Here is a 6,821-nt window from a genome sequence, read left to right on the forward strand (position 1 = left end):
CTACGCTAAATCAATCGCTTAAGCTACATCCGCCAACCTCTCCGACCCATCGTCATGCATAAGACCGGCTTGTTCGTCGTCTTGCTCGTCATAGCCCCATCCTCTCAGGAGTTGGGGCCTCCGACAAACCCGGGGCGGTTCAGCCGAACCTCCCGGCAATATAGTCTTGAGTCCGGATGTTTTTCGGCATTGTCAATATTTCTGTTGTCTCTCCTTCTTCAACGAGGACGCCAAGATGGAAGTAAGCCGCCCGATCTGAAATGCGCGCTGCCTGCTGCATGTTATGGGTGACGATCACGATCGTGTATTGTTCACGCAGTTCGTCGATAAGTGCTTCAATCTTGGCCGTGGCGACCGGATCGAGCGCCGAGCACGGCTCGTCCATCAGGATGATTTCCGGTTTGACAGCAATGGCTCGTGCAATGCAAAGCCGCTGCTGTTGGCCTCCCGACAGGCCGGTGCCGCTATCGGCGAGACGGCCCTTGACCTCATTGAGGAGGCCCGCGCGCTCCAGGCTTTCTAGCACAATATGCTCCAAGTCCGTTTTGGACTGTGCAAGACCATGAATCCGCGGCCCGTAGGCGACATTCTCAAAGATCGATTTCGGGAAGGGATTTGGCTTCTGAAACACCATGCCGACGCGCGCCCGTAGCTGCACGATGTCCATTTGCGGGGCGTTGATGTTCTCGCCGTCGATGATGACCTCGCCGGTGACGCGGGCAAATGGAATTGTGTCGTTCATCCGGTTTAGGCAGCGTAGGAAGGTGGTCTTTCCGCAGCCAGAAGGCCCTATCAACGCGGTCACGGCGCGTTCCGCAATATCGATCGACACGTCCTGCAGCGCCCGTTTGCCCCCGTAGAACACGCTCAAATGCCGAGTCCTCACCTTGGCTGTGCTTTGCGCGCGCTTTGTCGCTTCGTCGGGAACGGTGCGGGACGTCGAGTCTGGTGCGGTCATCGGGTCTGCGTCCGTTTACCAGCGCCGTTCCAGCCTGCTGCGCAGAATGATAGCGATGAGGTTCATGCAGGCCAGGAACAGCAGCAGAATGAGCGTGGCGCCGGACGTCCGCTCGACGAAGCCGCGCTGCGCGGCCGTCGCCCACATGTAAATCTGGACCGGCAGCGCCGTTGACGGATCGAGCGGCGTCTGCGGATATGCGACGACGAAAGCCACCATCCCGATCATCAGCAGCGGCGCCGTCTCGCCGAGGGCCTTGGCGAGGCCGATGATCGTGCCGGTGAGAATGCCGGGAAAGGCCAGCGGCAGGACATGGTGCATGAGGATTTGCATGTCCGAGGCACCGACGCCGATGGCGGCTTCACGGATCGAGGGCGGCACGGCGCCGATCGCAGCGCGCGTGGCGATGATGATTGTCGGCAGCGTCATCAGCGTGAGCACGAGCCCGCCGACAAGGGAGGCCGATCGCGGTAGACCGGCCATGTTGATGAAGATCGCCAAGCCGAGAATCCCGAACACGATCGATGGCACCGCCGCCAGATTGTTGATGTTCACCTCGATGACGTCGGTGAGCCGATTCTTAGGGGCGAATTCCTGCAGATAGGCGGCCGCCGCGACCCCGAGCGGAAGGGCGAGCACGATGACGGTCAGCATCATGAAAAGCGAGCCGATGAGAGCAACGCCGATACCGGCGGTCTCAGGCTGACTTGAGGCGCCATAGGTGAAGAAGCCGGTATTGAAACGCAGCCGCAGTAGTCCGGAGGCGTAGGCCTTGTCCACCCAGGCGAGCTGGCGGTTCGAAAGCTTGCGCAGCGATTCGGCGATGCTGCGGTCGAAGCTGCCCTTGATCAACGCGTCGACATTGTCGCTGGCGAGCAGCCACAGGTCGACGCGCTTGCCGATCAGGGCCGGATCGTCGAGCACGGCCTTGCGGATCTGCACGTCGACCCCCTGTGACAGGAGTGCGGCCACCGCTCCCGCGTCCCGTTGATCGCGCTGGTCGACCTCAAGTGCCTTGGCGAGCGCATCGACCGCCAACGCCCTGTAGTCGGCCATCAGCAAAGCGTCCTGGTCGCGCTTGCTGGCAGGATCGACGACCTTGGGATCGAGGAAAACGGAAACGTGAAAGGTCGATTGGACGAAGGATGTATAGCCTTTGGAAATGATGCTTGCGAACAGAACGCTCAAAAAGGCAAGACTGAAGATGATGGCCGCGATGCCGTAGATCTTGAAGCGCCGCTCCGCCGCGTAACGGCGGGGGAGGCCGCGTCTGATCACGTCGCGCGGCGTGGGGGTGGCTGAAGCTTCGGCCTGCGACGACCTGGCATAGGATGGCGAGGCGTCAGTCGTCATTATTCATACTGCTCATGATATCTACGCACCATATAGAGCGCATAGATGTTGAGACCGAGAGTGAAGACGAACAAGGTCAGGCCGAGCGCAAAGGCAACAAGGGTTTGCGGACTGGTGAACTGCAGGTCGCCGGTGAGCTGGCTGACGATCTTCACGGTGATCGTCGTCACCGCGTCGAATGGGTTGAGCGTCAGGTTAGCGGCAATTCCCGCCGCCAGCACTACGATCATGGTCTCGCCGATAGCGCGGGACGCGGCCAATAGCGTGGCCCCGACAATCCCCGGAAGCGCCGCCGGCAGAATGACGCGCTTGATCGTCTCCGATTTGGTGGCGCCGAGCGCATAAGAGCCGTCGCGCAGCGACTGAGGGACCGCGTTGATGATATCGTCGGACAGCGACGACACGAAGGGGATCAGCATCACCCCCATGATGATGCCGGCAGTCAGCACGCTCGATGCGGAGATCGACAAGCCAAGGTGGGCGCCGAAATCGCGCAGGAGCGGGCCGAAGGAAATGAGCGCGAAAAATCCGTAGACGATGGTTGGTATGCCGGACAGCACTTCGAGCAGCGGCTTCGAGGTGGCCCGCACGCGTTGGCCTGCATATTCGGCCATATAGACCGCCGCGAACAGGCCGACCGGGACGGCGACCAGAAGCGCCACGAAGGAAATGTAGAGCGTGCCCCAGAGCAACGGCAGGACGCCGAACTGACCTTCGGAGCCGCCGCGGCCGGGCGCGGAGAAGCGCGGATCCCACACCAGCCCGAAGAAGAAATCGGAGACCGGGACGAGACTGAAGAAATGCAGTGTCTCGAACAGCATTGAGAGGATGATGCCGACCGTGGTGAGAATGGCAACCGTCGATGCCGCCACGAGCCCCAACCGCATCATGCGCTCGACGATATTGCGCGCACGCAATGCTGGCCCTATGCGCATAAGCGCATAGGCGAGGCCGGCCAGTGCCGCAGAGAGACACACGACGGTGGCGATGAGTCGGCTCGCGTTCGTAAGGTGGACGCTGGCGAGCGCGGCGTCGACGACATAACGGGGCGGTGACGACGCGAGCGGAATGCCCTTGCTGCCGAGCAATTCCTTGATATCCACAGCATCCGCTCGAATGGCGGCGAACTCGGCGGGGTCAAGTCGTCGTATTCCGGAGGCAACGGATTCGATGGTGCCGATGATGAAAGATCGCGTGGTGTCAGGCATGGCCACGACATCGGCCGGCAAATTGGACATGACCGTGCGACTGATGGAAAGATACTCAATGGGCGCCCAGAGGAGGGCGATGCACAGCGCCGGAAGGACGGCCCAAAGAAGCGCATAGCCGCCCGAATAGCCTGGACGTGAATGAAGCTTACGGGTGTCGCCGTGGGCGGCGCTAATCGCGCGCATCCAACCGGCTAGCCACGCGAAGGGGCCGAGCGCCAAGATCACTACGATCAACGTGCTTGTTGACACGGGCGTGCTCTCAAAATGTGAGCGCCGATTCGCGATCGGCGTTCACCAGTTCCCTGCGTGATGCGCCGTTGAAGCCGGGCACCGTCGGTTGCAGCCATCACATGGTCCGTCCGTTCTTCACCATTTCCTGGACTTGCGCGCGCTCGTTGTCCGGAAGAGGAACCAGGCCATAGTCGGCGAGTGGCCCCTTTGGACCGATCGTGCGATCGCTGATGAAGAACTCGACATATTCCTTGAGGCCGGGAATAACGCCAAGATGCGCTTTCTTGACATAGAAGAAGAGTGGACGAGAGACTGGATATTTGGCGCTGGCGATCGTTTCCACGGACGGCGCAACTCCGCTCATGGTCGCCACCTTCAGTTTGTCTGTATTGTTCTCGTAGAACGCCAGACCGAACACGCCGAGGCCCTGCTTGTTCGAATTCAAGCGAGCCAGCGTTTCGGTATAGTCACCATCGATATCAACGGCGGCGCTGTCCTTGCGCACGCGAACGCAGGCCTTGTCGGCAGCACCTTGGTCCATGCCGGCCTTTATCATGGCATCACGCGCGCCGACGGCAACGCAGCCTGCATGCAGCACCCGCTCTTCGAATACTTCGCGCGTGCCGTGCTTCTCGCCGGGAATGTAAGCGGCGATGTTCCACTCGGGGAGATCCGGATTGACCTCTTTCCACGTCTTACGCGCGTTCGACACCAGCTTGCCGGCAGCGTCCGGCACCTGGGCCGCGAGGGCAAGGTACCAGTCTTTCGGCGTGAAGGCGAAGCTTGGGCCTCTGACGTCGGAGGCGAACACGATGCCGTCATAGCCGAACTTAACTTCTATGATGTCTTTGACGCCGGCCTTCTCGCAGGCGGCGCGCTCGTCTTTGCGGATCGGCCGCGACGCGTTCGCGATGTCGACAGTCGCTTCGCCGAGACCGATGCAGAACTGCTTGAGTCCGGCGCCCGTGCCGCCGGACTCAACGAGCGGCGTCTTAAATTTGGTGAAGGTCTTGCCGAACTGCTCGGCAACAATGTTGGCGTAGGGCAGGACGGTGGACGAACCCGCCATCCTCACCTGATCACGTGCCATCGCAGTGTTGGCGAAGCCGATGCAGACAGTAAAACTGAGCGCCACCGCCAAATTCCGACATTGATGATGCATTTTTCACTCCTCGCTTTTGAGCCGCCAACATCACGTCGGCTCGCGTCAATCGGATGCGCGCCGCTTGTCCTTCTCGTTTGTAGGCCTCGTCCTTTGGCCAACAAATAAAAATAGCATGCACACGTAACCAATTAATGACAGAAAAATAACGTGCCCCCGAGCTGATTCTTGCGTTATACTAGTATCTAAATGAAGAATAGCGGCGCGAGACAAGCATCGTCGTCACTGGACATTGAGCATGGCGCCCAAACAACCCGTTGAATTCAAGCTGCAGCTTGGCGAGAAGCCAAATCATGATCCAGGCCATTCGGCCAAAATCGAAATTGAGGCAGTCGACTTCTGGTATGGCGACAAACAAGCGCTGCAGGATGTCACCCTCACGCTCTACGAAAACGAGGTGACCGCCTTTATCGGGCCGTCCGGATGCGGCAAGACGACGCTGCTGCGCTGCCTCAACCGCACCAACGATATCGTGCCGGGCGCGCGGCTGATGGGCCGTATCCTGCTCGATGGCAAGGATATCCACGCGGCGGACATCGATCCACCGCTGCTGCGGCGGAGATTTGGCTGGGTTGCGCAGAAGCCGAACCCATTCCCCTGGTCGATCCATTACAACATTGCTTATGGAGCGAAGATCCATGGGCTGGTCAGATTGCGTGCCGAGATCGATGCACTCGTACACGACAGCCTTATGCGCGCCGGTCTTTGGGACGAGGTCAAGGATCGGTTGCATGAACCGGGCACTGATCTTTCCGGTGGCCAGCAGCAGAGGCTATGTATTGCGCGCGCGATTGCAACGCAACCCGAGGTGATTCTCATGGACGAACCGGCCTCAGCCCTCGATCCGATCTCGACAGCCAAGCTCGAAGACCTGATCGATCAATTGCGCGAACAATTCACCATCGTCATCATCACGCACAATATGCAGCAAGCGGCCCGGGTCGCCCAGCGGGTCGCATATTTTCATCTCGGAAAACTGATCGAGCAGGGCGACGCGGAAATGATATTCTTGCATCCAGCGCGACATCTGACGCAGGATTACATTGCGGGGCGGATAGGATAGCGCGCCCTTTGTTAGAAGAGCGAGAACGCGCAGAAAGGGGGTCCAGCACGCTTCGCGCGTCATGCCGGCCTTCGCTTTGATGGCCGCGATCCACTATCTCGCAAACGCCGCCGCACTCCAAGAAACAAAGCGCTGGTCACAAGGCTGACCACCCACCGCAAAGCCTCGACGCCCTTGATCCGCCGAGCACCGCCACGCCACGGCCCACCGCGAAACCGGCGATCGATTCCACGGGCGACATGGTCCGCGCGTGTTTCACGCCGCCTCGCTCTTCCGATGCACCTGCTCGGCCCATATCGCGTCGAATCGGCAGCCGTCGTCATCAAGCACTTTCGTGCCGAAGATCGCAGCAAAGGTAGCCGTCGCCGTTGCGACCGTTGTCAACGCTCACAGAGCGCGGCTGTCTATCTGGGGATCCTGTTCGCCAAGTCATGTCATCCAAAGGCAGCCGCGCTCCGATGCCGGGCGAGGGCGGTGGGGGTGTCATGACACCGATGGTCGCGAAAAATTGACTCTCTCAAATCTCGACGATGAGCATGTGTCGGTTTCGGTCAAAACCTGCCACCATCTGGTCCAGTGTGAAGGCTAGGCGGCCCCTCATCGAGGAGCGGCCGAGGTCCAGCAACGCCACGACGCCCAGAAGCGTCACCATGCGCCAACCGATCGGCGCCGTTGCCAGAGGCGCGGCGGGATCGACCCGCGCCTGTGCCGTCGGCGTCAGACGAAGATCCGGAACGACATCGGCCACGAACGGTGTGCGACGCCCGGTGCGCGGGCGAGGCGGCTTCCACAGCAGCCGGGCGACATGGATCATCCGATCCCGGACCGCCGGCTGATCGTCGA

At 60.5% G+C, this 6,821-nt stretch carries 6 protein-coding genes; 1 reads left to right on the forward strand and 5 read right to left on the reverse strand.

The features are described from left to right. Window positions 1-139: 139 nt before the first annotated feature. From pstB (V5F77_RS24565) to V5F77_RS24580, 4 genes are all read right to left on the reverse strand, one after another. Complete coding sequence (gene pstB / locus V5F77_RS24565) at window positions 140-958, reverse strand: phosphate ABC transporter ATP-binding protein PstB (protein WP_429007830.1); 819 nt, start codon at window positions 956-958, stop codon at window positions 140-142. A 15-nt stretch (window positions 959-973) separates the two neighbouring features. Continuing rightward, window positions 974-2,311: a phosphate ABC transporter permease PstA gene (gene pstA / locus V5F77_RS24570; protein WP_429007831.1), complete on the reverse strand. Its 1,338-nt coding sequence runs from the start codon at window positions 2,309-2,311 to the stop codon at window positions 974-976. Next, entirely contained in the window at window positions 2,311-3,771 is a 1,461-nt protein-coding gene (gene pstC, locus V5F77_RS24575; RefSeq protein ID WP_429007832.1) for a phosphate ABC transporter permease subunit PstC, read from the reverse strand. The genes pstA and pstC overlap by 1 nt, the downstream gene beginning before the upstream one ends. A 97-nt stretch (window positions 3,772-3,868) precedes the next feature. Continuing rightward, window positions 3,869-4,915 carry a substrate-binding domain-containing protein gene (locus V5F77_RS24580; protein ID WP_429007833.1) on the reverse strand — a complete coding sequence of 349 codons (1,047 nt, stop codon included), beginning with the start codon at window positions 4,913-4,915 and terminating at the stop codon, window positions 3,869-3,871. A 238-nt stretch (window positions 4,916-5,153) separates the two neighbouring features. On the opposite strand from V5F77_RS24580, the gene pstB (V5F77_RS24585) reads away from it, so the two are divergent. Next, window positions 5,154-5,978, forward strand: a complete 825-nt coding sequence (pstB, locus tag V5F77_RS24585; protein WP_429007834.1) for a phosphate ABC transporter ATP-binding protein PstB — start codon at window positions 5,154-5,156, stop codon at window positions 5,976-5,978. 517 nt (window positions 5,979-6,495) lie between these two features. Here the strand turns inward: pstB (V5F77_RS24585) and V5F77_RS24590 are convergent. Further along, window positions 6,496-6,821 (reverse strand): hypothetical protein (locus V5F77_RS24590; protein ID WP_429007835.1); only part of this gene is annotated, 326 nt, incomplete at its 5' end.

The sequence above is a fragment of the Roseixanthobacter psychrophilus genome (assembly GCF_043195195.1).
Taxonomy (GTDB): Bacteria; Pseudomonadota; Alphaproteobacteria; order Rhizobiales; family Xanthobacteraceae; genus NCEH01.

What these genes read in the sequence shown, in the direction of transcription:
- pstB (WP_429007830.1), bottom strand. Translation starts at nt 958, where the DNA reads ATGACCGCACCAGACTCGACGTCCCGCACCGTTCCCGACGAAGCGACA.
- pstA (WP_429007831.1), bottom strand. Translation starts at nt 2,311, where the DNA reads ATGACGACTGACGCCTCGCCATCCTATGCCAGGTCGTCGCAGGCCGAA.
- V5F77_RS24580 (WP_429007833.1), bottom strand. Translation starts at nt 4,915, where the DNA reads ATGCATCATCAATGTCGGAATTTGGCGGTGGCGCTCAGTTTTACTGTC.
- pstB (WP_429007834.1), top strand. Translation starts at nt 5,154, where the DNA reads ATGGCGCCCAAACAACCCGTTGAATTCAAGCTGCAGCTTGGCGAGAAG.